This is a genomic window from Streptomyces sp. NPDC008121 (assembly GCF_042957155.1).
Taxonomy (GTDB): Bacteria; Actinomycetota; Actinomycetes; order Streptomycetales; family Streptomycetaceae; genus Streptomyces.
The window spans coordinates 508,573-531,879 of the sequence record NZ_JBIBHT010000005.1 but is presented as its reverse complement, the minus strand read 5'-3'; the positions used below and the strand labels follow the sequence as shown (position 1 = coordinate 531,879).

Annotated in this window: 21 protein-coding genes; 11 read left to right on the top strand and 10 right to left on the bottom strand. The window is 73.2% G+C overall.

The window, feature by feature from the left end:
- Positions 1 to 80 precede the first annotated feature (80 nt).
- Positions 81 to 773, top strand: a complete 693-nt coding sequence (locus tag ACFZBD_RS19960) for a PhzF family phenazine biosynthesis protein (RefSeq protein ID WP_391140934.1) — start codon at positions 81 to 83, stop codon at positions 771 to 773.
- A gap of 74 nt (positions 774 to 847) precedes the next feature.
- Here ACFZBD_RS19960 and ACFZBD_RS19955 read toward each other — a convergent pair whose 3' ends face one another.
- Together ACFZBD_RS19955 and map are read right to left on the bottom strand one after the other, a co-directional pair.
- On the bottom strand, positions 848 to 1,498 hold the full coding sequence (locus ACFZBD_RS19955) for a biliverdin-producing heme oxygenase (protein ID WP_391140933.1): 651 nt from the start codon (positions 1,496 to 1,498) through the stop codon (positions 848 to 850).
- A gap of 122 nt (positions 1,499 to 1,620) precedes the next feature.
- Positions 1,621 to 2,478, bottom strand: coding sequence for a type I methionyl aminopeptidase (gene map, locus ACFZBD_RS19950; protein WP_391140932.1), 858 nt, complete (start codon positions 2,476 to 2,478; stop codon positions 1,621 to 1,623).
- A gap of 58 nt (positions 2,479 to 2,536) precedes the next feature.
- Here map and ACFZBD_RS19945 point away from each other — a divergent pair, with 58 nt between their 5' ends.
- A complete protein-coding gene (locus ACFZBD_RS19945; RefSeq protein ID WP_391140930.1) occupies positions 2,537 to 2,767 on the top strand; it encodes a hypothetical protein in 231 nt (76 codons plus the stop codon).
- 55 nt (positions 2,768 to 2,822) lie between these two features.
- On the opposite strand, the gene ACFZBD_RS19940 is transcribed toward ACFZBD_RS19945, so the two are convergent.
- Together ACFZBD_RS19940 and ACFZBD_RS19935 are read right to left on the bottom strand one after the other, a co-directional pair.
- Entirely contained in the window at positions 2,823 to 4,172 is a 1,350-nt protein-coding gene (locus ACFZBD_RS19940) for an MFS transporter (protein ID WP_391141221.1), read from the bottom strand.
- A 106-nt stretch (positions 4,173 to 4,278) separates the two neighbouring features.
- Positions 4,279 to 4,881 carry a hypothetical protein gene (locus ACFZBD_RS19935; RefSeq protein ID WP_391140928.1) on the bottom strand — a complete coding sequence of 201 codons (603 nt, stop codon included), beginning with the start codon at positions 4,879 to 4,881 and terminating at the stop codon, positions 4,279 to 4,281.
- Positions 4,882 to 4,984: 103 nt separating this feature from the next.
- Here ACFZBD_RS19935 and npdG point away from each other — a divergent pair, with 103 nt between their 5' ends.
- From npdG to ACFZBD_RS19920, 3 genes are all read left to right on the top strand, one after another.
- A complete protein-coding gene (npdG, locus tag ACFZBD_RS19930) occupies positions 4,985 to 5,683 on the top strand; it encodes an NADPH-dependent F420 reductase (protein WP_391140927.1) in 699 nt (232 codons plus the stop codon).
- A 64-nt stretch (positions 5,684 to 5,747) separates the two neighbouring features.
- The gene (locus ACFZBD_RS19925) at positions 5,748 to 5,927 is read left to right on the top strand and encodes a hypothetical protein (protein ID WP_391140925.1); all 180 of its coding nucleotides are present in this window, start codon (positions 5,748 to 5,750) and stop codon (positions 5,925 to 5,927) included.
- A 138-nt stretch (positions 5,928 to 6,065) separates the two neighbouring features.
- Positions 6,066 to 6,971 (top strand): MerR family DNA-binding transcriptional regulator, encoded by a 906-nt coding sequence (locus ACFZBD_RS19920; RefSeq protein ID WP_391140924.1) that lies wholly within the window; start codon positions 6,066 to 6,068, stop codon positions 6,969 to 6,971.
- 189 nt (positions 6,972 to 7,160) lie between these two features.
- Here the strand turns inward: ACFZBD_RS19920 and ACFZBD_RS19915 are convergent, their stop codons facing one another.
- A complete protein-coding gene (locus ACFZBD_RS19915) occupies positions 7,161 to 7,955 on the bottom strand; it encodes a site-2 protease family protein (RefSeq protein ID WP_391140922.1) in 795 nt (264 codons plus the stop codon).
- A gap of 98 nt (positions 7,956 to 8,053) precedes the next feature.
- Here ACFZBD_RS19915 and ACFZBD_RS19910 point away from each other — a divergent pair, with 98 nt between their 5' ends.
- Positions 8,054 to 11,653 (top strand): BTAD domain-containing putative transcriptional regulator, encoded by a 3,600-nt coding sequence (locus ACFZBD_RS19910; protein WP_391140920.1) that lies wholly within the window; start codon positions 8,054 to 8,056, stop codon positions 11,651 to 11,653.
- 81 nt (positions 11,654 to 11,734) lie between these two features.
- Here the strand turns inward: ACFZBD_RS19910 and ACFZBD_RS19905 are convergent, their stop codons facing one another.
- The 3 genes from ACFZBD_RS19905 to panB all read right to left on the bottom strand — a co-directional run bounded on the left by ACFZBD_RS19905 (position 11,735) and on the right by panB (position 14,614).
- The gene (locus tag ACFZBD_RS19905) at positions 11,735 to 12,595 is read right to left on the bottom strand and encodes an ABC transporter permease (RefSeq protein ID WP_391140918.1); all 861 of its coding nucleotides are present in this window, start codon (positions 12,593 to 12,595) and stop codon (positions 11,735 to 11,737) included.
- Positions 12,592 to 13,584: an ATP-binding cassette domain-containing protein gene (locus ACFZBD_RS19900; protein WP_391140916.1), complete on the bottom strand. Its 993-nt coding sequence runs from the start codon at positions 13,582 to 13,584 to the stop codon at positions 12,592 to 12,594. The genes ACFZBD_RS19905 and ACFZBD_RS19900 overlap by 4 nt, the downstream gene beginning before the upstream one ends.
- A gap of 166 nt (positions 13,585 to 13,750) precedes the next feature.
- Positions 13,751 to 14,614 carry a 3-methyl-2-oxobutanoate hydroxymethyltransferase gene (gene panB, locus ACFZBD_RS19895; protein WP_391140914.1) on the bottom strand — a complete coding sequence of 288 codons (864 nt, stop codon included), beginning with the start codon at positions 14,612 to 14,614 and terminating at the stop codon, positions 13,751 to 13,753.
- A gap of 205 nt (positions 14,615 to 14,819) precedes the next feature.
- Here panB and ACFZBD_RS19890 point away from each other — a divergent pair, with 205 nt between their 5' ends.
- The 4 genes from ACFZBD_RS19890 to ACFZBD_RS19875 all read left to right on the top strand — a co-directional run bounded on the left by ACFZBD_RS19890 (position 14,820) and on the right by ACFZBD_RS19875 (position 20,077).
- A complete protein-coding gene (locus ACFZBD_RS19890; RefSeq protein WP_391140913.1) occupies positions 14,820 to 16,637 on the top strand; it encodes a DHA2 family efflux MFS transporter permease subunit in 1,818 nt (605 codons plus the stop codon).
- A gap of 48 nt (positions 16,638 to 16,685) precedes the next feature.
- Complete coding sequence (locus tag ACFZBD_RS19885) at positions 16,686 to 17,360, top strand: TetR/AcrR family transcriptional regulator C-terminal ligand-binding domain-containing protein (protein ID WP_391140912.1); 675 nt, start codon at positions 16,686 to 16,688, stop codon at positions 17,358 to 17,360.
- A gap of 225 nt (positions 17,361 to 17,585) precedes the next feature.
- The gene (locus tag ACFZBD_RS19880) at positions 17,586 to 18,608 is read left to right on the top strand and encodes an endonuclease/exonuclease/phosphatase family protein (protein WP_391140911.1); all 1,023 of its coding nucleotides are present in this window, start codon (positions 17,586 to 17,588) and stop codon (positions 18,606 to 18,608) included.
- A gap of 185 nt (positions 18,609 to 18,793) precedes the next feature.
- Entirely contained in the window at positions 18,794 to 20,077 is a 1,284-nt protein-coding gene (locus ACFZBD_RS19875) for an MFS transporter (RefSeq protein WP_391140910.1), read from the top strand.
- Here the strand turns inward: ACFZBD_RS19875 and ACFZBD_RS19870 are convergent.
- Complete coding sequence (locus tag ACFZBD_RS19870; protein ID WP_391140907.1) at positions 20,043 to 21,803, bottom strand: NAD+ synthase; 1,761 nt, start codon at positions 21,801 to 21,803, stop codon at positions 20,043 to 20,045. The genes ACFZBD_RS19875 and ACFZBD_RS19870 overlap by 35 nt on opposite strands.
- Positions 21,804 to 21,988: 185 nt before the next feature.
- Between ACFZBD_RS19870 and ACFZBD_RS19865 the strand changes: the two genes are divergently transcribed.
- A complete protein-coding gene (locus tag ACFZBD_RS19865; protein ID WP_391140906.1) occupies positions 21,989 to 22,819 on the top strand; it encodes an alpha/beta fold hydrolase in 831 nt (276 codons plus the stop codon).
- A 5-nt stretch (positions 22,820 to 22,824) separates the two neighbouring features.
- Here the strand turns inward: ACFZBD_RS19865 and ACFZBD_RS19860 are convergent, their stop codons facing one another.
- Positions 22,825 to 23,244, bottom strand: coding sequence for a CBS domain-containing protein (locus ACFZBD_RS19860; protein WP_391140904.1), 420 nt, complete (start codon positions 23,242 to 23,244; stop codon positions 22,825 to 22,827).
- Positions 23,245 to 23,307 lie beyond the last annotated feature (63 nt).

Genomic DNA, 23,307 nt, shown 5'->3' with positions numbered 1-23,307 from the left:
GCGACGGGCGGCGCGCCGGTGCGGGGAGGCCGTCTCCGGTGGACCGGCGGAAAAGGCCGCCCGAATGCTTGAATTCCGCCATGAACACGTCCGATCGGTACCGCGCCACCACCACCGACATCGACGTCCTGCGCGTCTTCTGCGCGGGCGACGGCCGGTACGGCAACGCCCTCGGGGTCGTACGCGACGGGCGGGCCCGCCCCGACGAGGCGTCCCGGCAGGCGCTCGCCAAGGAACTCGGCTTCAGCGAGACGGTGTTCGTGGACGACCCGGAGCGCGGGGACGTCGACATCTACACCCCGGGCACCCGGCTGCCCTTCGCCGGACACCCGCTGGTCGGCGCCGCCTGGCTGCTCGACCTGGAGGTCGTCCGCCCGCCGGCGGGCGAGGTGTGGGTGACCGGCGACGGCGAGTTCACCTGGATCGGGGCCCGCGCCGAGTGGGCCCCGGCGCGCACCCTGCGGCAGTACGGCTCCGCGGCCGAGGTCGACGCGCTCGACGTGCCGGCGCCGGGGGAGTGGGTCTACGCCTGGGCCTGGGCGGACGAGGCCGCGGGCCGGGTCCGGGCGCGGGCGTTCCCGGGCCGCGGGGACGGCGTCGACGAGGACGAGGCGACCGGCGCGGCGGCCCTGCTGCTCACGGCCGCCCTCGGCCGGGCCCTGAACATCACGCAGGGCCGGGGGTCGCAGATCCTGACGGCCCCCGGCCCGGACGGCGTGATCGAACTGGGCGGACGGGTCCGCCTGGAGCGGACCCTCGTGCTGCCCCTCTGATCCGTACCCCTCTGATCCGTGCCCTTCTGATCCGCTCCGCCCGGACCGCTCGGCTCTGATCCGCTTCCCGGCGGCTACGCGCTGAGCGGGAACTCGCTCCCCAGCTCACGGAAGACGGCGCCGTTGAAGTCGAACGCGCGCTTGCACTCGTCGACGATCCGCTGCTTCTCCAGGTCGTCGGCGTTCACACCGTCGAGCAGCTCGCGGTACCCCCGCTTGAAGGCCGCCGGGTTGGCGATCTCCTCGAAGACGTAGAACCGGACGCCGTCGCCCTTGCGCGCGAAGCCCCAGGTCCGCTCCGCCTTGTCCCGGATGATCTGGCCGCCCGAGAGGTCGCCGAGATAGCGGGTGTAGTGGTGCGCCACATACCCGGCCGGCCAGGTGCGGGCGCACTCGGCCACCCGTTCGGCGTAGGCGGCGGTCGCGGGCAGCGGCGAGAGCGCGGCGCGCCAGTCCGGCCCGCGGAGGTGGGCGAGGTCCTGCTCCAGCGCGGCCGTACGGAACAGCTCCGGCTGTATGAACGGCCCGGCGACCGGGTCGTCCTTCAGCGCCTCGGCGCCGTCCTCCAGGGCGCGGTAGACGAACCAGAGCTGCTCCGTGTAGCGCGCGTACGCGTCCACGGCCAGCCGGCCGCCGAGGAGGTCGCTCATGAAGGTCGACGTCTCGGCCTCGGTGTGCTGCTCGTGCGAGGCGGTGCGGATGAGCGTCGAGAAGGGCGTGTCCAAGGCGAGCCTCCGGGGCCGAACGACCGATGGGGACGGGAACCTGCTCAGATCCTGCTACTTAGGTTTACCTAAGTCAATTGGTTCCCGACCGCCTGTCGGTAAAAAGCTACCCCGCGAACGCGTCAGGGCAACGTGAGAATCTCGGCCCCGGAGTCCGTCACGACCAGCGTGTGCTCGAACTGCGCCGTCCGCTTCCGGTCCTTCGTCACCACGGTCCAGCCGTCGTCCCACATGTCGTACTCGTGCGTGCCCAGCGTCAGCATCGGCTCGATGGTGAACGTCATGCCGGGCTGGATGACGGTGGTCGCGTGCGGGGAGTCGTAGTGCGGGATGATCAGACCGGAGTGGAAGGACGAGTTGATGCCGTGTCCGGTGAAGTCGCGCACGACGCCGTAGCCGAAGCGCTTGGCGTACGACTCGATGACCCGGCCGATGATGTTGATCTGCCGGCCCGGCTTCACGGCCTTGATGGCGCGGTTCAGCGACTCCCGGGTCCGCTCCACCAGCAGCCGCGACTCCTCGTCGACGTCGCCGCAGAGGTAGGTGGCGTTGTTGTCGCCGTGCACGCCGTGGATGTACGCCGTGACGTCGAGGTTCACGATGTCGCCGTCCCGCAGGACGGTCGAGTCGGGGATGCCGTGGCAGATGACCTCGTTGACCGAGGAGCAGAGCGACTTCGGGAAGCCGCGGTAGCCGAGGGTGGAGGGGTACGCCCCGTGGTCGCACATGAAGTCGTGCGCGACCCGGTCCAGTTCGTCCGTGGTCACACCCGGCGAGATGTGCTTGGCGGCCTCCTCCATCGCCTGCGCGGCGATGCGGCCGGCGATCCGCATCCGCTCGATGGTGTCGGAGTCCTGCACCTCAGGGCCCGAATACGGGGTAGGAGCGGACTTGCCGACGTACTCGGGACGGCGGATGGCTCCGGGAACGGAGCGGTGGGGGGAGAGCTCCCCCGGTTCGAGAAGCGACTGGCCAGACATACCAGCGAGTCTAACGACCGCGTCTGGGGCAGCATGGCGACAGAGGAAGGAGCCGACGATGGCCCTGTTCAAGAAGCGCACGGCGGGCAAGGCGGGCGAGTGGTACTACTGCCTGGAGCACAAGAAGGTCGAGGAGGGACCGGAGTGCCCCTCCAAGAACCGCTTCGGCCCCTACCCGAGCCGTGAGGAGGCCTCCCACGCGATGGAGACCGCGCGGGAGCGCAACCAGGAGTGGGAGAACGACCCCAAGTGGCACGACGCCTCCAGGCCGGACGGCGCGCAGGAGTAGCCGAGCTCCGGACGCGGGCCCGCCGGGCGGGCCCGCGGTCGCGCGGACCGGCCGGTCAGGCCGGGGCTCCGGCCCCGGCCTCCTCCGCGCCGCGCCCCGTCCCGTGGCCGGCGCCCGGTCCGCGGTCCTGCCGGTCGCGGTCCTCCTCCTGGCGGGCCTTGCGGCGCGCCGCGTCCTCGTCCGTCGTCGCGTCGTAGGTGAGGAGCTTCGGCAGGGCGAGGCAGAGCAGGCCCACGGAGGCGACACAGGCGACGCCGCCGGTCCACACCGCCGCCCGCGTGCCCGTCCAGCCGGCCATGGCGCCCGCGCGGGCCTGCCCGAGCTGCGGACCGACGCTGTACGACAGGACCTCGATGCCGGCCAGCCGGCCGCGCAGCTCCTCGGGGATCGTCTGGTTCCAGATCGTGGAGCGGCCCAGACCGCTCAGCATGTCCCCGGCGCCCGCGAAGCCCAGGCAGAGCAGCACGAGCCACACGTTCGAGAACCAGCCCGCGGCCGCGATCGCCAGCCCCCAGCCGGCCGCGCCGCACACCACGAGCAGCCCGTGCCGCCGGATCCTCGACGTCCAGCCGCTGGTCAGCCCCAGCACGAGCGAGCCGACCGAGCCCGCCGCGTACATCAGACCGAGTGACCACTCCGCGTCCAGCTCGTCCGCGAGGAACGGGAAGATCGTGTTCGGGAAGGCGAAGAACATCGCCGCGAGGTCGATGGCGTACGTGCCCAGCAGCACCGGCCGCGACCAGGCGTACCGCGCGCCCTCCGCGATCCCGCGCAGCGACGGCTTCTCGGCGTCGTGCGCGGGCGGCGCGGGGGCCAGCCGGCGGCAGAGCAGCACGGAGACGGCGAAGCCGGCGACCGTGACGCCGTACGCGGTCGCGTGCCCGGCGTACGCCACCACCAGGCCGGCCAGTGCCGGTCCCGCGATGGCGCCCATCTGCCAGCGCAGCGAGTTCAGGGCGGCCGCGGCCGTCTGGTGCTCGTGCGGCACGATCCGGGCCATCAGGGAGTCCAGGGCCGGCCGCTGGAGACCGGCCAGCGCGGAGACACCGGCCGCGACGACGTACAACGGCCAGAGCATGGGGGACGGGAGCATCGCGTTGACCAGCAGGATCAGGGCCAGCAACCCCAGCCCCGCCTCGGTCGCGACGATCACCTTGCGCCGGTCGACGGCGTCGGCGAGCGCGCCGCCGTAGAGCCCGAACACGATCAGCGGCACCAGCTCGACGAGCCCCATCGCGCCGACGGCGAACGGCGAACCCGTCAGGTCCTTGATCTGCAGCGGCAGGGCGATCAGCGCCATAAAGCTGCTGAAGTACGTGACCAGGCCCTGGATCCACAGCAGCCGGAAGTCGGCCGAGGCCCGCCACGGAGCGGGGTCGGGCAGCAGGGAGGAGAGCTTTGGCATCACGAGCGGCCATGCTCCGTGGGCCCGGGCATCGAGGGCAAACCGTTTTTCCCCGCAGGGTGCTCCGGGCCGCCGCCGGACCGCCGCCCCCCGGGCCGGCGGACCGCTACCAGCGCGGCGGCGGTGGCGCCGTCAGATGGTCCGCCAGCCGGGAGAGACGATCGCGGAAACGGCGGCGCCCGCGCGGCGACGTCAAGCTGTTCTCGCCCGCCGCCGCGCTCACCAGGTGCTGGACCAGGTCCAGATCGACGTCGGCCGTCGCGCCCACCACCAGCGCCTCATGGGCCAGACCGCGCACCTCCGGGTCCCCGCGGTCCAGGGCCAGGACCGTCGCCCCCGCCCGCCGGGCATCGTGGACGCGTTCCAGGAGCCCGGCGCCCGGCCGCTCGGGCGCCACCATCAGCAGCGTCGCCCCGCGCCCCGCCGACTCCAGGCGGCCGAGCCCCACCGCCAGATGCGCCGGGTCTCCCGGCCGCGCCCGGTGCCGTACGAGGGTCGGAGCCAGCTCCGGCAGTCCCGACCAGGCCGCCTCGTCCACCAGGTGCGCCGCCAGGTGCCACGGCTCGTACTCCTCCGTCCCGACCAGGAGCAGGCCGCCCCGGTGCGGCACCACGGACGACCGGAGGGCGCCCGCGAACCGCCGGGCGGCCCGCGGCCACTCGGTCCCGGCGAGCACGTCCCGCAGCAGTGCGACGCGTACGGCATCCATGGAGCCGCATCCTGCCGCAGCCGGACCGGGCGCGGGGCCGGTTGCCGGGGGTTCCACCCGGAAGGGACGGGGACCCGGCCGACCGGCCAGTAATGTCGGGGCCATGACTTCCACGAACCCCACCCCCGCGCCCAAGGACCCCTGGGACCTCCCCGACGTGTCCGGACTCGTCGTCGGCGTCCTCGGCGGCACCGGCGACCAGGGGCGCGGCCTCGCCTACCGCCTCGCCAAGGCCGGCCAGAAGGTGATCATCGGCTCGCGCGCCGCCGACCGCGCCGAAGCGGCGGCAGGCGAGCTCGGTCTCGGCGTCGAGGGCGCGGACAACGCCGAGTGCGCCCGCCGCAGCGACATCGTGATCGTCGCCGTCCCGTGGGACGGACACGCCAGGACGCTGGAGTCCCTGCGGGAGCAGCTCGCCGGCAAGCTCGTCGTCGACTGCGTCAACCCCCTCGGCTTCGACAAGAAGGGCGCCTACGCCCTCAAGCCCGAGGAGGGCTCGGCCGCCGAGCAGGCCGCCGCGCTGCTCCCGGACTCCCGGGTCGCCGCCGCCTTCCACCACCTCTCCGCCGTCCTCCTCCAGGACGCCTCCCTCGACGAGATCGACACCGACGTCATGGTCCTCGGCGAGGAGCGCGCCGACGTCGAGATCGTCCAGGCGCTCGCCGGCCGGATCCCCGGCATGCGCGGCGTCTTCGCCGGCCGCCTGCGCAACGCCCACCAGGTCGAGTCGCTCGTCGCCAACCTGATCTCCGTCAACCGCCGGTACAAGGCCCACGCGGGCCTGCGCGTCACCGACGTCTGAGCGCTCCCGGGCATGGGGGACACTGGACGGGCACTCAGCCGTACCCGGACAGGAGCCGACCCCCATGCCCCGCCTCGCTCTGTACGCCCTCGCCGTCTGCGCCCTCGCGGTCGTCGCGGCCGTCGTCTCCTTCGTCTCGGGCAGCTGGCTCGGCGTGATCTGGGTGCTGCTCGCCGGCCTCTCGTCGAACATGGCCTGGTACTACCTCCGCCGCGCCAAGTCCGAGACGCGCGCCGAGGCCTAGGGTCTTCCGTTCGGACCAGGCCGGGCTCGCGGGCACCAGGGTCTTCCGGGAGTTGCACCTTCCGTAGCGGTATGTGGTCCGGTGGACCCACGTCCCTAGGGGGACCCACGTCCCGCCCCGCTGAGGAAGGCCCTGCTCGTGTTCGCGTCCTTCATCCCGCCGCGCCAGGTCAAGATCGGTGACGCGGCGGCTTTCGCCGGCACCACACCGCGGGCGATCCGTCACTACCACGAGATCGGCCTGCTCCCCGAGCCCGAGCGGGGCGGTGACGACCGCCGCCGCTACGGCTACGACGACATGATCCGGCTGCTGTGGATCCGCACGATGGCCGAGGCGGGGATCGCCCTCGACGACATCCGTGACGCGTTCGCCGACACGGCTTCCGCCGGTGCCGACAGCGAGGACGGCATCGCGGTCGTCCTGGAACGGCTGGAGGAGACCCTTGTCGCCCAGGAGGCGGAGCTGCGGCGGAAGCGGACCGCCGTGCGGCGCATGCGCGCCGAAGGCAGCAGGAAGGGCCTGCTCTCCGAGCTCGTCACCAGCCGCCTCGAGAATCTTCCCGAAGGCTCCCTGCGTCAGGCGGATCTGGACAGCCTGTTGGTCACCGAGCGGATCTTCGGCCCGCTCGGTGCGGCGGTCCAGGCCACGCGTTTCGTTGCCCTGGCCACTCACCCGGATCTGCGGGAGGAATCCGACCGTGTGGATGCCGCCGAGGAGGCACTCGATGACACGATCGCTGTCGACGACCCCCGCGTGGCCCGGGTGGCCGCCGAACGGCACGCCTTCGAAAGGGTGCTGCACGCCGTCATCGAGGATTCCGGCCTGGCGCGGAGCGACGATGCGCTCTTCGACTCATGGGACGCGTCGCACCCCGTCGCCGCCGATGAGTGTGAGGACGAGGCCTGCCGGAGCTCCGGCAGGGGCAACGAGTCCATGAGCGCCGGCGAAGCCACCGCAAAGATGCCCTACGGCTTCTCCCCGGCCCGCCTGCGCTGCATGGAACTGGCCGAGGAGCTCGCCGCCCGCGAGTCACCCGCTTCCTAGGGGGTGTCTGACAATTCCCGCCGTCGCCGGCAGGCGGCCTCGCGGCGTCAGGTGCGTGCTCTCGGCGTGCCGGGCGTAGAGCGTCGTACTGGATGTACTTGGCTCTGCGCCCGGTGCGGCGAGAGTGCGTGCATGGCGTCGCGGGGCAGGAGGGAATTGTCAGACAGGCCCTAGGGCCGGCCTGGCGGGTCAGATCCGGCAGAGGTCCGGCTGCTCCTGCCAGAAGCGGTAGAGGTTCGAGCCGCAGTAGCGGGACAGCTCCGGCACGCCGAGCGCCCGCATCAGCGCGTCGATCGCGTCGAAGAACGCGCCGTTGACCGCCGGCACGAAGAGCAGCGCGATCACCACGAAGAAGCCGTACGGCGCGTACGGCTCGATCTGCCGCTTCACCTTGTACGAGAGCCAGGGCTCGATCACGCCGTAACCGTCCAGCCCGGGAACCGGCAGGAAGTTCAGGAGCGCGGCCGTCACCTGGAGGAACGCCAGGAACGCCAGGGCGAACTGGAAGGCGAGCGGCACGCCGTCGAGCGCGTCCAGCCAGAACGGCGCCGTGCACACGATCGCGAACAGGACGTTCGTGAGCGGGCCCGCGGCCGAGATCAGGCTGTGCTTCCACCGGCCCTTGACCCGGCCCTGCTCGATGAAGACGGCGCCGCCCGGCAGACCGATACCGCCCATGATCACGAAGAGGACGGGCAGGATGATGCTCAGGACGGCATGGGTGTAGGCGAGCGGGTTGAGCGTCAGATAGCCCTTCGCGCCGACCGTGATGTCCCCGCCGTGCAGGGCGGTGCGGGCGTGCGCGTACTCGTGCAGACAGAGCGAGACGACCCACGCCGAGGTCACGAACAGGAAGATCGCGAGCCCGGGGGAGGCCGCGAAGCCGGTCCACACGGCCCAGCCGGTGACGCCCATGACGGCGAGGATCGCCAGGAAGACCGGGCTGATCCTGCGCTCGTGGCTGCGGGTGGTGGCCGTGGACATCGGTGGGACTCCCTGGGAAGCGGCGGGTCTGAGCGGGGAACGTGCCGGAGCGGGGGTGAGTTCCTGCGGTGATCCCCGGCTCACGGAGAATAGGGCCTGTGCGCTACTCCGTCCTCGGCCCCACCCAGGTCCACACCGTCCACGGGACGCCCGTCCCGGTCGGCGGGCCGCGGCTGCGCGCCCTGCTGACCGTCCTCGCCCTCCGCCCGGGACGGACCGTTCCCGTCGCCCTCCTCGTGGACGAGGTGTGGGGCGGGGAGACGCCGGCCGACGCCGGGGCGGCGCTCCAGGCCCTGGTGGGCCGGGTACGCCGGGCCCTCGGACGGGAGGCGGTGGTCTCAGCGGACGGCGGCTACGCCCTGGCCGCGGGCCCCGACGACGTGGACGCCCACCGCTTCGAACGGCTGGCGGCGGAAGGCGTACGGGAGCTGGAGGCGGGCGACCCGGCGCGGGCCGCGGCCGTCCTCGACGAGGCGCTCGGCCTCTGGCGCGGGCCCGCCCTCGCCGACCTGCCCGACCGGGCCACGGAAGCGGCGCGCTGGGAGGCCCGCCGCCTGGACGCCCGCCGCGCCCGCTTCGGCGCGGCCCTGACCCTGGGCGAGGCGGCCGCGGCCCTCCCCGAACTGGCCGCCCTCTGCGAGGCCCACCCGCTGGACGAACCGCTCCAGGCGCTCCGCATCCGGGCCCTGCGGGACACGGGCCGCGCGGCGGAGGCGCTCCTGGCGTACGAGTCGCTCCGCCGCGAACTCGCCACCCGCCTGGGCACCGACCCCTCCCCGGCCCTCCGCGCCCTCCACGCGGAACTCCTCTCCCCGCAGGCGCCGAAGGGCACCGCGGCGCCGGACGGCTCCGCGGCGCCGGACGGCCGCCCCGCGCCGGCCGCGGATCCGGACAGGCGGGCCGCGCCGCACGGCCCCGGCCGCACCGCCCTCCCCGGGGCCGCCGGTGGCCCGGCGCCCGCCCCGGCGGGACGGAGCCCCGGCCGGGAGCCGGAGCGCCCGGCCGGAGCCCCCGGGACCGGCACACCTGGGACCGGCACACTTGGGACCGGCGCCCCTGGGACCGGCACCCCGCCCGTCACGCCCACCCCGTTCGTCACGCCTGCCCCACCCGTCACGGGCGACCCGCCCGCCCCGCCCTCCGTCGGCAACCTCCGTGCCCGGCTGACCAGTTTCGTCGGGCGGGAGGACGACATCGCCGCCGTGCGCGACGAACTGGCGCGCGCACGGCTCGTCACGCTCCTCGGGCCCGGTGGGGCCGGGAAGACGCGGCTCTCGCAGGAGGCCGCCGAGCGGGCGGCCGGCGGCGGGGGATGGCCCGACGGGGTGTGGCTGGTCGAACTCGCCCCCGTCACCGACCCGGAGGCCGTGCCCGAGGCCGTGCTCGGGGCCGTCGGCGCGCGCGAGACCGTACTGCGGGCGGCGGGCGCCGAGGAGCTGCGCGGCGCCGACGACCCCTCGGAGCGGCTCGTCGACCACTGCGCCGGCCGCCGGATGCTCCTGCTGCTCGACAACTGCGAACACGTCGTCGGCGCGGCCGCCCGGCTCGCCGAGACCCTGCTGGCCCGCTGCCCCGGCGTGACCGTGCTCGCCACCAGCCGCGAACCGCTCGGCGTGCCGGGAGAGGCGGTCCGCCCGGTCGGCCCGCTGCCCCAGGACACCGCGCTCCGGCTCCTCGCCGACCGCGGGGCCGCCACCGGCACCGGCTTCCGCGTCGAGGACGACCCGCTGGCCGCCGACGAGATCTGCCGACGCCTGGACGGCCTCCCCCTCGCCATCGAACTGGCCGCCGCCCGGCTGCGGATGCTCACCGCGCGCCAGATCGCGGACCGCCTCGACGACCGCTTCCGCCTGCTCACCTCGGGCGCCCGCACGGTCCTGCCCCGCCAGCAGACCCTCCGCGCCGTCGTCGACTGGTCCTGGGACCTCCTGGACGCACCCGAACGCGCCGTCCTGCGCCGCCTGTCGGTCTTCACCGGCGGCTGCGACCTGGAGGCCGCGGAAGCGGTCTGCTCCACCCCCGCCCCCACCGCCTCACCCGCACCCCACGTTCTCGACGTGCTCGGCTCCCTCGTCGACAAGTCGCTCGTCATCGCCACGCCCGTCGACGGCGGCGCCATGCGCTACCGCCTCCTGGAGACCGTCGCCGAGTACGCCGCCGAGCGGCTCGACGAGGCGGGGGAGCGGGCGGAGGCCGAGCGGCGGCACATCGTCCACTACCGCGAGGTCGCCCGCACCGGCGACCCGCGGCTCCGAGGCGCCGGGCAGATCCAAGCCATCGCCCGGTTCGGCCGCGAGTACGAGAACCTGCGCACCGCCCTGCGCCGCGCCGTCTCCGCCCGCGACGAGCACGAGGCCCTCGCCCTCGTCCACGCCCTGCTCTGGTACTGGCAGATGCGCGATCTGCGCGCCGACGCCCTGCACTGGGCCGAGGCCGTCGCCGCCCTCGGCCCCGACCCCTTCGGGCCCTCGGCGCCCCCCGTCGTACCGCTCCACGAGCCGTGCACCGCCGCCCCGCCCCCGTTCGACGAGGCCCGGCTGTGGGAGGCCCGGCGAGGAGTGCGGCTCATCGAGCTGCTCAACATGGACCACCAGGGCGGCGACTGGATCTCGCCCGACGGGATGCGGCGCCTGCGCAGGATCACCGACATGTACCCCCCGGGGCTGCCGCAGACCTGCCGACTGCCGGGCTTCTTCGTGGTGTTCGCCGTCCTGCTGACCGGTGAGGTGGGCCGCCTGCGGGAGATGCTCGACACCACCGTCGAGGCCTGCCGCGCCCACGGTTACGACTGGGACCTCGCCCACGCCCTCCGGCTGCGTGCCAACGTCTCCGCCAACCGCGCCGACTGGGCGGGCGATTCCGACGCCGACGCGGATGAGAGCCTGGCCCTCTTCGTCCGCCTCGACGACGCCTGGGGCGCGGCCGAGGCGCTCGCGGCGCGCGGCGAGGCCCGTGAGAAGCGCGGCGCGTTCGAGGAGGCGGCCGAGGACTACGTCGCCGCCATCGGCTACGCCGAACGGATCGGCGCCCAGGCCCAGAAGGTCCTGCTACGGGCCCGGTACGCCGACATGCTCAACGCCACCGGACGGTCCGAGGAGGGCGAGGCGATCCTGCGCGAGGTCCTGGAGGCCGGAACGGCGCGCGGGCACGAGCAGATGCTCGCCGCCCGGATCTTCCTGGCGCTCCACCTCGGCCGCACCGGCCGCACCGCCGAGGCGCGCGAGCACCTCGAAGCGGTCCTGGGCGAGTTCGGCACCGAGACCCTGTCGATCTTCGGTGGGTTCACCCTCGGCATGCTGGGCTGGCTCGACAATGTGGACCGGCGGTACGAAGCGGCGCTTCCGCTCATCCGGCAGGCCCTGGAACGCGCGGAGGGTTCCCTGTCGATGCTGGTCGCCCCCCATATGCCGACGGTCCATCTGGTCACCGCCGCCTGGTCCCTGGCCGGTATCGGCGGCCCCCACGCGGAGGTCGCCGCCCGGCTGCTCGGCGCCCGCGCCGCGCTCTGCCCGGCAGGCCATGTGCTCACGCCGCCCGAGCGGGAGAGCCTGGACCAGGCCACCCGGCTGACCAGGTCCGCCCTAGGCGACGCGGCCTACGAGGCGGCGTACGCCGAAGGCGGCGGCCTCTCCCTCGGGGAGGCCGCCGCCCTGCTCGGCCGCACCGCCGACGCGATCACCGGCCCGGCCGAACCCTGACCCGGCGCCCTGTTCCCGGCACCCGGACGCCGGCGCCTCCGGACCCTCGGGGCGCCGGGGCGCCCGGCGCTCCCGTACGGCTCAGGTCTTCTTGCGGAACTTGGCGACCGCGAGCGGCGCCGTGACGACCGTGATGAGCAGCGCCCAGCCGAGCGTCATCCACACCGACTCGGCGACCGGACCGCCGTTGATGAGGTTCCGCGCCGCGTCGGCGAGGTTGGACAGCGGGTTGTAGTCGGTGAACGTCTCCAGCCAGCCGGGCATCGAGGTCGGCGGGGCGAAGATCGACGAACCGAACTGGAGCGGCATCAGCACGATCATGGCCATCCCCTGGACCGCCTGCGCCGTCTTCAGGGTGAGCCCGAGCAGGATGAAGATCCACATCAGTGAGGCGCCGAACACCGTGGACAGGCCGATCGCGGCGAAGAGGTCCACGACCGAGGTCCGGATCTCCAGACCGAGCAGGAAGCCCATGCCGAGCAGAATCGCGACGGCGACCAGCATCCGGCCGATCTCGACGACGATCTTCGCGATGAGGACGGAGGACCGGGCGATCGGCATCGTCCGGAACCGGTCCATGACCCCCTTCTTGAAGTCGTCGTTGATCCCCGTGCCGACGGCCATGGCGATGTTCATGCCCATCATCGCCATCAGGCCCGGGACGACGTAGTTCACGTACTCCTGGTTGTTGCCCTTGCCGGAGATCGCGCCGCCGAAGACGTACACGAACAGCAGGACGAAGATGATCGGCATCAGGACGACGTCGAACATCGACTCGGGGTCCTGCTTGATCTGCAGCGCGTTGCGCCGGACCAGCGCGCCGATGTGACGGAGGTTGGCCCGCAGGCCGATCCGGCCCTCGCCGCTCGGCCCGCGCGCCGGGGCGGGGCCCGGGGTCTCGACGGGGGACTTGGCGAGCTGTGTGGTCGTGGTGGCGCTCACGCGGCGACCTCCTCGGGAATCGCGTCGGACACGGACGTCTTCTGGCCGGTGATGGCCAGGAACACCTCGTCCAGGCTGGGCAGATGGGTTCCGATGTGGGCGATGCCGAAGCCGCGCGCGCCGAACAGGCCGACGACCGCGGTCAGCTGCTCGTCGCTGAGGATCGGCACGTACAGCGCGCCCTCGTCGGGGACGACGGTCGAGCCGGCGATGCCGTCGAGACCGGTCTCGCGCAGCGCGTCGGCCATGGCCGGCAGCTGGGAGGGGTCGACGGGGCGGACCTTCAGGGTCCGGCCGCCGACCCGCGCCTTCAACTCGTCGACCTGGCCGTTGGCGATGACCCGGCCGCGGTCGATCACGGTCAGCTCGTCGGCGAGCTGCTCGGCCTCCTCCATGTACTGGGTGGTGAGCAGGACGGTCACCCCCTCCGCGACCATCCGCTGCACCTCTTCCCACACTTCGTTGCGGGTGCGCGGGTCGAGGCCGGTGGTGGGCTCGTCCAGATAGAGGACGGCCGGCTGCCCGATCATCGAGGCGGCCAGGTCGAGCCGGCGGCGCATACCGCCGGAGTAGTTCATCGCCGGGCGCTTGGCGGCCTCGGTGAGCGAGAAGCGCTCCAGGAGTTCGTCGGCGCGGCGCCGGGCGTCCGCCCGGGACAGGTCGAGCAGCCGCCCGATCATGTAGAGGTTCTCCCAGCCGGAGAGCTTCTCGTCGACCGAGGCGTACTGCCCGGTGAGGCCGATGGTGCGGCGGAGCTGCCGGGGCTGGCGCACCACGTCGTACCCCGCGACGACGGCGGTGCCGGCGTCCGGGACGATCAGGGTGGAGAGGCAGCGGACGAGCGTGGTCTTGCCGGCGCCGTTGGGGCCGAGGACACCCAGGACCGTGCCCTCGCGGACATCGAGGTCGACCCCGTCGAGGGCCTTCGTCTCGCCGTAGTGCTTCACGAGGCCTCGTACCTCGACGGCGTTGCGTGCGGATCGCGTCATGGCCCTACTACATCAGCCGCCACTGACAAAGCACCGACAGGCGTCCGACAGCCCGCCCGCAGCCACCGACGCGCCACCGACGCACCGCCGTCCCGCGGCTCGGGCCGCGACGGCCGACAGCCCGCCGATGGGGGATGTCGGCGGGCTGTCGTTGGTGCCGCGATGGCTAGTGGAAGGTGTGCTCCTCCGCGGGGAACGCCCCGCCGGCCACGTCGTCCGCGAAGGCGCGCGCGGCGTCGCCGAGCGTCCGGCGCAGGTCGGCGTACTGCTTGGTGAACCGCGGCACCTTGCCGCCGGTCAGTCCGGCCATGTCCGTCCAGACGAGAACCTGGGCGTCGGTCTCGGGCCCGGCCCCGATGCCGATGGTGGGGATGTGCAGGGAGCGGGTGACCTCGGCGGCCAGCTCGGCCGGTACGAGTTCGAGGACGACCGCGAACGCGCCCGCGTCCTGCGCGGCCTTGGCGTCGCTGAGCAGCCGGTGGGCGGCCTCGTCGCTCCGGCCCTGCACGCGGTAACCCATGGTGTTGACGGACTGCGGGGTCAGGCCCAGGTGCGACATGACGGGGATGCCGGCCTGGACGAGCAGCTCGGTCTGCGGCAGCGACCGCTCGCCGCCCTCCAGCTTGACCGCCCCGACTCCGGCGTCCTTGACGAGCCGGGTGGCGTTGCGAAGGGCCTGGACAGGCCCTTCCTGGTACGAGCCGAAGGGGAGGTCGCCGACGACGAGGGCGCGCTTGGTGCCCCGTACGACGGCGGCGGAGAGCAGCGTCATCTCGTCCATCGTGACGGGCACGGTGGTGTCGTAGCCGAGGTGACAGTTGCCCATGGAGTCGCCCACCAGGACGACCGGGATGCCGGCCTCGTCGAAGACGGAGGCGGTCATCGCGTCATAGGCGGTGAGCATGGGCCACTTCTCGCCGCGGGTCTTCGCGGCGGCGATGTCGTGGACGGTGATGCGGCGTGTGCCCGTCCCGCCGTACAGCGCCTTGCTGCTGTCGGGGGACTGCTTCGGGGCAGCCTGAAGCGTCATGGTGAACGGCTCCTTCGTCATCTCGAGGCGCCCTCACGGCGTCCCCGGACCACATCCATGGTGGCACTTCGTGCCGGAGCGGGGGAAGTGGCGCGGAGTGGCGCTGTTCACACCACGGCAACGATGGCGCAAAGTCGAGCAAAGAATTCCCCAGAATTCCTATACGAGACGGTCTCGTATCGAAATGCGATCTAGCCTGGACCGCATGTCTCAGCCGTCCACCACCGCTCCCGCGCCCCCGTCCCGCGTCTCCGAGGCGGTCCACCGCCGCCGGTGGGCGATCCTCGCGGTCCTCATGCTCAGCCTGCTGATCGTCGTCCTCGACAACTCGATCCTGAACGTCGCGGTCAAGACGATCGCGGCCCCCGCCCCCACCGGCATCGGCGCCACGCAGAGCGAGCTGGAGTGGGCGATCAACTCCTACACGCTCGTCTTCGCGGGCCTGCTCTTCACCTCCGGCCTCCTCGGCGACCGGCTCGGCCGCAAGAAGGTCCTGCTCTTCGGCCTCACGGTCTTCGGCGTCGGCTCCGCCCTCGCCGCGGTCTCCGGCTCGCCCGCCGAGCTCATCGGCTACCGCGCGGTCATGGGCTTCGGCGCCGCCTTCGTGATGCCGGCGACCCTCGCGATCCTGATGAACGTCTTCGAGCGCGACGAGCAGCCCAAGGCCATCGGCATCTGGGCGGGCAGCGTCGGCCTGGCGATCGCGATCGGCCCGATCACCGGCGGCATCCTGCTCGAACACTTCTGGTGGGGCTCGATCTTCCTCGTCAACGTCCCCGTCGTGCTCCTCGCCCTGGCGCTGATGATGTGGCTGGTTCCGGACTCGAAGGACCCGAAGCCGGGCCGGATCGACGTACCGGGCGTGCTGCTGTCCGTCGTCGGCCTCGTCCTGCTCGTGTACGGGATCATCCGCGGCGGCGAGCTGGCGAGCTTCACGGACGCCACGGTCCTCGCGCCGCTCCTCGCCGGGCTGGCGGTCCTCGTCGGCTTCGTGCTGTACGAGCGGCGCAGCGACCATCCGGCGATCGACATGGCGTACTTCCGGAAGCCGGCGTTCTCCGCCGCCGTCGCCGCGATCGCCCTGGTCTTCTTCGCGCTGATGGGCGTGACCTTCTTCTCCGCCTTCTACCTCCAGAGCGTGCGCGGCTACAGCGCGCTGGAGTCCGGGCTGCTGATCCTGCCGCTGGCCGTCGCCCAGATGGTCTTCGCGCCCCGCGCCCGGCTGGTGGTGGAGCGCTTCGGCGCCCGGGTGGTGTGCACGGCGGGCATGCTGGCGGTCGCGGTGGGCCTGGCGGCCTTCACCTTCTTCGACGCGTCGACGCCGGTCTGGGTCCTGGAGATCGTCTTCTTCCTCCAGGGCGCCGGGATGGCCCACATCATGCCGCCGGTGACCGTGTCGGTGATGCAGACCCTGCCCCGGGAGAAGGCCGGCTCCGGCTCGGCGATCAACAACACCTTCCGGCAGGTGGGCGGGGCGCTGGGCGTCGCCGTCCTCGGCTCGGTGCTCTCCACGACGTACCGGGGCGAGATCGAGGGACACCTGGGGGCGCTGCCGCCGGCGCTGCGGGCGACGGCGGGCGAATCCATCGAGGCGACCCTCGGCGTCGCCGAGAAGCTGGGCCCGGCCGGGAGGTCTCTGGTGGCCCCGGCCCAGGAGGCCTTCCTGGACGCGATGCACGTGACGGCGATCGGCTCGGCGGCGGTCGCCCTGATCGGCGCGGTCGTGGTGGCGCTGTTCCTCCCCGGCCGCACCCCGACGGCCGGCGGGCCCGCGGGCGCCGACGGCCCGGGGTCCGGCGGTACGGCGGGCCCGGGCGACGCACGGCGGTACGGCGGCGGTACGGCGGGCCCGGGCGACGCACGGCGGTACGGCGGGGGTACGCCGGGCCCGGGCGACGCGCGGCGGGACGGGGGCGGTACGGCGGGACCGGGGGCCGTGGGGGGCGGCACGCCGGGTCCCGCCGGCTCGCGGCGCTCGGTGCCGGGGCCCTCGGCCGGGGCGGGAGAATCGGTACGGCGGTGACCCGCGCCCCCCGCGCGGCGGCGAGAACGGTGAGAGGTGGAGCGGAACGTGTCCCTGGATGACGGCGGAGCCCCGGAAGACCCGCGCGACGAGCGGCACCCGACGGCGCCCCCGGTCCCCGGCGTCGGGGCCGCCCCCGCCCCCCGGCGCGGGCGGCCGCGCAGCGAAGGGGTGGAGGAGGCCGTGTTCGCGGCGGCGGTCGCGCTGCTGGAGGACGGGATACCGCTCGCCGATCTCTCCATCGAGAAGATCGCCCGCGGCGCGGGCGTCGGCAAGGCCACCATCTACCGCCGGTGGCCCGGCAAGGAGGAGCTCTTCGTCGACCTGCTGCGCTCCGTCGAACCCCCGGACCCGGTGCTGCCCGGCACCTCCGTCCGGGACGATCTCGTCACCCTGCTCGAAGCGCTGCGGCGGCGCGGCCTGGCCAAGCGGACCTCCGCCCTGCTCCACAACGTGTTCTCGCAGATGCAGTCGTATCCCCGGCTCTGGGACGCGTACCACCACACCGTCATCGAGCCCCGCCGCCGGATGGGCCTCGACGCGCTGCGGCGCGGGGTGGAGACCGGGGAGATCCGCGCCGACCTCGACATCGAACTGGTCAACGACCTCTTCGTCGGCCCCCTCCTGGTGCGCACGATCATCCGGCCGGGCGCCCCGCTCGACCCCGGCCTGCCGGAGCAGGTGGTCGACGCCGTCCTGGCGGGCGTCCGTCCGCCGGGCTGAGCGACCCGCACGAATGTGCGCGTTCTGTCACAGCCCCGGCGCGCGCCTCCCGCGCAGGAACCCGCCGCGCGCCTTCCCACGTCCTCGGGGAAGGAGGTCCGGCCCGACATCACCTAGTGTCGACGTCGGGTCGCGGAAGAAGAACGGCACGACCGCCGTACGGCACGAAGGCACCACGGCCGGACGGCCGGGCGGCACGACGGCAAGGCAGTGAGGACAGCGGATATGGCGCGGGTGGACATGACGGAGACCGAGAGCGGCGGCGCACGGGACGAGCGCTCCGCGTCGCGGGTCCGATCGGCGTTCGACCGCTGGCGCGGTGACCAGGGGATCTGGCGCCGCGGGATCCTCCTCGCCGTCTGCGCGGTGCTGCTGACCTTCCTGATGGTCTTCCACGCCGAGATCCCCAACCGGATCGGCAACCTCGGCAGCCTCACCGAAACCTTCCTCCCCTGGATCGGCCTCTTCGTCCCGGTCCTGCTGGTCCTGGCCCTGCTGCGGCGCTCCGCGACCGCGCTGATCGCCCTGCTGCTCCCGTCCGTGGTGTGGCTCAACCTCTTCGGCGGCCTGGTCAGCGACAAGTCCGCCACCGGCGGCGACCTGACCGTCGCCACCCACAACGTGAACGCCGACAACCCCGACCCCGAGGGCACGGCCCGCCAGATCGCCGGATCCGGCGCCGACGTGGTGGCCCTGGAAGAGCTCAAGGGCGAGATGGTCCCGGTGTACGAGCGGGGCCTGGCCGAGGCGTACCCGTACCACTCCGTCCTGGGCACGGTCGGGCTGTGGAGCAGGTTCCCGCTGAGCGACTCGCGCGAGGTCGACATCCAGATGGGCTGGACCCGCGCCATGCGCTCCACCGTCGACACGCCCCGGGGCGAGGTCGCCGTGTACGTCGCCCACCTCCCGTCCGTGCGGGTCAAGCTCAACGCCGGCTTCACCGCCAACCAGCGCGACAACAGCGCCGACGCGCTCGGCGAGGCCATCGCACACGACCCGAACGAGCGGGTCGTGCTCCTCGGCGACCTCAACGGCACCATGAACGACCGCTCGCTCAACGCCGTGACCTCCCAGATGCGCTCGACCCAGGGCGCCTCGGGCGACGGCTTCGGCTTCAGCTGGCCGGCCTCGTTCCCGATGGCCCGGATCGACCAGATCATGGTGAAGGGCCTCGAACCGGTCTCCTCCTGGACGCTCCCGCAGACGCGCAGCGACCACCTCCCGATCGCCGCCCGCGTCCGCCTCTGACCGTCCGCCTCTGACGACCCGGCCGCCCGCGCCCGGCGCCCGGCCCGCTCCACCGCCCGCGCGCGGGTCCCGCTGACCCGGCCGCGCGCCCGCAACCTCACCTTCACCCGGCCGAAGCCGGCGGGAACATTCCGCCTGAGAGCATTTGTTCCGAAGAAGAACTAACCCTCGGAAAGGCTCTCCTCATGCCCCTGGCGCTGCTCGCGCTCGCCGTCTCCGCCTTCGGCATCGGCACGACCGAGTTCGTGATGATGGGCCTGCTGCCCAATGTCGCCGGCGATCTCGGCACCTCCGTCCCCACGGCCGGCCACCTCGTCTCCGCGTACGCCATCGGTGTCGTCATCGGCGCCCCGCTGCTCACCGCCCTCGGCTCCCGCGTCCCGCGCAAGCGGATGCTGCTCCTGCTGATGGCCCTCTTCGTCGTCGGCAACCTCGCCTCCGCGTTCGCGCCCGGCTTCGGCTGGCTGATCGGCGGCCGGATCCTCGCCGGCCTGCCGCACGGCGCCTTCTTCGGCGTCGGCGCCGTCGTCGCCGCCCGCCTGGTTCCCGAGGGCCGGCAGGCCCGGGCGGTCGCCACGATGTTCCTCGGCCTGACCGTCGCCAACATCCTCGGCGTCCCCGCCGCGACCCTGCTCGGCCAGCACCTCGGCTGGCGCGCCACCTTCCTCGTCGTCACCGTCATCGGCCTGGTGGCCATGGCGGCGCTCGCACGGCTCGTCCCGTACGTCCCCGTCGAGACGCACCAGAGCCTCGGCCGGGAGATGCGCGCGCTGCGCCGCCCGCAGGTGCTGCTCGGGCTGCTCACCGCCGTCTTCGGCTTCGCGGGCGTCTTCGCCGTCTACTCCTACCTCGCCTCGATGACCACGGAGGTGATGGGCTTCGGCGAGTCCTCCGTCACCCTCGTCCTCGCCCTCTTCGGCATCGGCATGACCGCCGGCGCGCTCGCCGCGGGCCCGCTGACCGACCGGGCGCTGCGGCCGACGCTCTACGGCTCCCTCGGCGCGCTCGCCCTCGTCCTGGTCGCCTTCCGCTTCACCATCCACGTGCCGTGGCTGGCGCTGGTGACCGTCGTCGTCCTCGGCGCGGTCGGGTTCATGACCACCACCCCGTTGCAGATGCTGGTGATGAACAAGGCGAAGGACGCGCCCACCCTGGCCTCCGCCTCCAACCACTCCGCCTTCAACCTCGCCAACGCGGGCGGTGCCTGGGCGGGCGGCGCGGCCGTCGCCGCCGGGTGGGGCTGGACGTCCCCGACCCTGGTGGGCGCGGCCCTGGCCGTGGTGGGGCTCGCGATCGCCGTGGCGGCGGGCCTCCTCGACCGGACGGGCCGCCGCCCGGCCCCGGAGGGCGCCTCCCGGGTCGTCGCGGGAAGCCCGCTCACGACCGGGACCACGACCGGGACGGAGGCCGCGGCCGGGACCCGTGCCGAGCGGGTCAGCCCGCCGTCGACTCCCGCCAGCGGTTCGTGATCGGCAGACGGCGGTCCTTGCCGAAGCCCTTCGCGGAGATCTTCGTCCCCGGCGGGTACTGACGCCGCTTGTACTCCGCCGCGTCCACCCTCCGCAGCGTCCGCGCCACCAGCTCCTCGTCGAAGCCCGCCGCGACGATCGCGTCCTTGCCCTGGTCACGGTCCACGTACAGCTCCAGGAGCCGGTCCAGGACGTCGTAGTCCGGGAGCGAGTCCGTGTCGACCTGGCCCGGGCGCAGCTCGGCGCTCGGGGGCTTGCCGATCGAGTTCTCCGGGATCGGCGGGGTCAGGCCGCGCGCCTCGGCCGCCCGGTTGCGCCACCGCGCCAGCCGGAACACCGTCGACTTGTACACGTCCTTCAGGGGCCCGTACGCCCCGACCGTGTCGCCGTACAGCGTCGAATAGCCCACCGCCAGCTCGGACTTGTTGCCCGGCGCGAGGACGATGTGGCCCTCCTGGTTGGAGATCGCCATCAGCATGGTGCCCCGCAGCCGCGACTGGAGGTTCTCCTCCGCGAGGCCGCTGAGACCGAGCGCGCCCATGTACGCGTCGAACATCGGCTCGATCGACACCGTACGGAAGTCGAGCCCGGTCCGGCGGGCCAGTTCGGCGGCGTCGCTCCGGGAGTGGTCCGAGGAGTACTTCGACGGCATCGAGACGCCGTACACGTTCGACGCCCCGACCGCGTCGCAGGCGATCGCGGCGACGAGCGCCGAGTCGATGCCGCCGGACAGGCCGATGAGGACGGACCGGAAGCCGTTCTTCGCCGCGTACGCCCGCAGGCCGACGACGAGCGCCGAGTAGAGCTCCTCGTCGTCGTCGAGCCGCTCCGCGTACCCGCCCGTCAGCTCCGGCTCGTACGTCGGCAGCGGCTCCTCGGAGAGGACCACGCGGTCGATCCGCAGCCCGTCGTCCACCACACCGGTCGGCGCGTCGGCGGCGGCGGCCGGCAGATCGAGGTCGAGGACCACACTGCCCTCGGAGAACTGCGGCGCGCGGGCGACGACATCGCCGGCCGCGTCCACGACGATCGAGTCACCGTCGAAGACGAGGTCGTCCTGCCCGCCCGTCATCGCGAGGTAGGCGGTGACGCAACCGGCCTCCCGGGCGCGCTTGCGGACCAGTTCGAGCCGGGTGTCGTCCTTGTTCCGCTCGTACGGCGAGGCGTTGACCGACAGCAGGAGCCCGGCCTTCGCGCTCCGGGCCGCAGGGACCCGGCCGCCGTCCTGCCAGAGGTCCTCGCAGATCGCGAGCGCCACGTCGACCCCGTGGACGCGCAGGACGGGCATTGTGTCGCCGGGGACGAAGTAGCGGAACTCGTCGAAGACGCCGTAGTTGGGCAGGTGGTGCTTGGCGAAGGACAGCACCACCGCGCCCCGGTGCAGCACCGCGGCGGCGTTCTGCGGGGCGCCGGCGGGCTGACCGTACTTCGGCTGCGCCCGCCCGGAGCGGTCGAGATAGCCGACGACCACGGGCAGCTCCCCGAACCCCTCGTCGGCGAGCCGCCGCGCCAGCGCCCGCAGGGCGTCCCGGGACGCCTCGACGAACGAGGACCGCAGCGCCAGGTCCTCGACGGGGTAGCCGGTCAGCGCCATCTCGGGGAACGCGACGAGATGCGCGCCCTGCCCGGCGGAGTGCCGGGTCCAGTGCACGATCGCCTCGGCGTTCGCGGCGAGATCGCCGACGGTCGAGTCGATCTGATTCAGAGCGAGGCGTAGTTGAGGCACCCGGCCATTGTAATCGTCAAAGCGACGCGATGTCCTGGGATCGCCCCCCGGAGCCCCTGGGCACACGGCGCCTCCCCGGCGTGGACAGGGGTCCCGGCGCCCACCGGGTGCCCGGCGGCGGGCGCCGCGCGAGCACGTGGCAGGCTGGCCGGACTACTCTCCGACTCGTCGGCCAGGGAGCGTTCTTGAGCGTGTTCGTACGGATCGGCGGCGTGGCCCACCACGTCGTCGTCGAGGGCTCGGGCCCCGTCTGCGTCCTGAGCGCCGGCCTCGCCATGAGCTGGTTCGACTGGGACCGGGTCGTCCCGCTGCTCACCCCGCACCGCACGGTGGTCCGCTTCGACCGGCCGGGCCACGGACTCTCCGCCCCCGCCGCCGTCGCCCCCAGCGCCCCGGGGGAGGCCCACCGGATCGCGGCCCTCCTGGACGCCCTCGGCATGCCGGGCCCGGCCACCGTCGTGGGGCACTCCATCGCCGGATTCCACGCGGAGGCCTTCGCCCGGCTGCACCCGGACCGCGCCGCCGGGATCGTCCTCGTCGACGCCTCCGTCGAGGAGCACGCCCGTACGCCCGCCGCCCCCGCCCTGCGCACCGCCGCGGCCCGCGCGCTCGGCGCCCTGGTCGGCGCCGTCGGCGGCCCCGCCGCCGCCGGGCCTGCCGTCCGGCGCGCCACCGTCCGGCTCTCCCGCGCCTCGGGCGGCGACCCGGCGCCCGCCGCGCTGCTCCGCCGGGTGTACGGCACCTCCCGCGTGATGCGGGGAGCGCTCCTGGAGAACACCCACTACCGCGCCGTCGCCGCCGAACTCCTCGCCCTGCGCGAGCGCTCCCCGCTGCCTCCGGACGTCCCCGTCACCGTCCTCGCCGCCCCCGACGGCTCGGCCCGCTGGGCCGACCGCCAACGCGCGCTGGCCCGACGGCTCGACGCCCGCTACGAGGCGGTCGAACCCTCGGGCCATCTGATGATGCTGGACCGGCCGGACGCGGTGGCGCGGGCGGTGCTTGAGCTCGGCCGATGAGCTGATCAGGAGGTGGCGTAGACGCGCGCGCAGAACTCCTTGATCTGCTCGTCGTCCAGATGCTGCGCCAGATCGGCCTCGCTGATCATCCCGACCAGACGCTTGTTCTCGATGACGGGGAGCCGCTTGATCTGGTGGCCCGTCATCTCGTCGAGGACCTCGCTCACATCCGAGCCGGCGTCGATCCAGCGCGGGGTGCCGTGCGCCATCTCACCGCACGTGATCTTCGAGGGGTCGTGGCCCTCGGCCACACAGCCGACGACGATGTCCCGGTCCGTGATGATGCCGCAGAGCCGCTCCTCCTCGTCGGCGATCGGCAGCGCGCCGACGTCGAGGTCGCGCATCATCTGCGCCGCCCGGTCGAGCGTCTCGTGCCGGGGGATCCATCGGGCCCCGGAGTGCATGATGTCCTTCGCCGTGGTCATGGGGTGCGTCCCTCCGTCGAACGTGGTGGTGCCTGCCTCCCCGAGCCCCCATCCATTCTCCGC